The following is a 1,100-nucleotide window of genomic DNA, read 5'->3' as shown; positions in this document are numbered from 1 at the left end:
TGGGGCACGACCTTTGACTGGGACAGCCCGTTGGGCCTGGCCGACCAGTTGAACCTGCGCGGCGGTCACGATGCGATGACCGATCACCAGCACACTTCCAACAACGCGCTGCTCAACTACAACCTGCCGTGGGGCTGGTGGAACTTCAGTTACACCTACAACCAGAGCGAGTACCGCTCGCAGATCGCCGCCAACGGCTACAACTTCAAGCAGACCGGCGACAGCCAGAACCATCAACTGCGCGCCGAGCGAGTCATCCATCGGGATGCCGTCAGCAAGACCTCGCTCAACGCCGGTCTTTCCTACCTGCGCACCAACAACTTCATCGAAGACAGCAAGCTCAAGCTGAGCAGCAACCGCATCAGCGAAATGCAATACGGCATCAACCACGGTCGGCGAGTGGGCAGCGCGTTCATCAACCTCGACCTGGGCATGCAGCAGGGCATCGGCGCGTTCGACGCGCAAGGCAATGGCCACCCGGGGCCGGGCGAGCCGAATGCGCGCTATCGCAAATACACCGCCACGGCGAGTTACCTGCAGCCGTTCAAGCTGTGGGGCGAGTCCTTCAGCTTCACCAGCCTGATGACCGGCCAGCGCAGCGAAGACGTACTGTTCAGCCCGCAACGCACCAGCCTCGGCGGGCAGTCATCGATTCGCGGTTACAAGGACCAGTCCCTGTCGGGCGACAGCGGCGGCTACTGGCGCAACGACCTGCGCTGGACGCGCCCGGTGACGCTGTCATGGCTGCGTCCGCTGTTCGCCGAATACGGCACCGGCCTGGGTTACGACCAGGGCGTGATCCGTGATGACCGCTACAACGGCGATCAGCACGGACGCATGTCGAGCAATTCGCTGGAACTGTTTGCCCGTGGTCAGCACATGGCCGCCAGCGTGATGTTCGCGCACTCGCTGGAACGCCCCGATGCACTGCCCGAACGTGAAGCTCCGATCTATTTCCGCGTGGACTTTTTCCTCTAAACGCCGCTACCCGAGATCAATGACATGGACGCCCGTCACTACGCCTTTCTCGCCCGTCAGCCTTCAGCCGTGGTGAAAAACCGCGAGCATTTCTGGGGCATGCCCAAGCGCGGGTTGGCGTT

1 protein-coding gene is annotated in these 1,100 nt (G+C 62.3%); it reads left to right on the top strand.

Features of this window, described 5'->3' with window-relative positions; all coding sequences use genetic code 11:
- The coding region (locus ACW9JE_RS30820) for a ShlB/FhaC/HecB family hemolysin secretion/activation protein (RefSeq protein WP_457434921.1) at positions 1-978 on the top strand (978 nt) is incomplete at its 5' end.
- Positions 979-1,100: the final 122 nt, after the last annotated feature.

Source organism: Pseudomonas sp. SDO55104_S430 (assembly GCF_054070595.1).
This window is presented reverse-complemented; position numbering and strand designations above follow the sequence as displayed.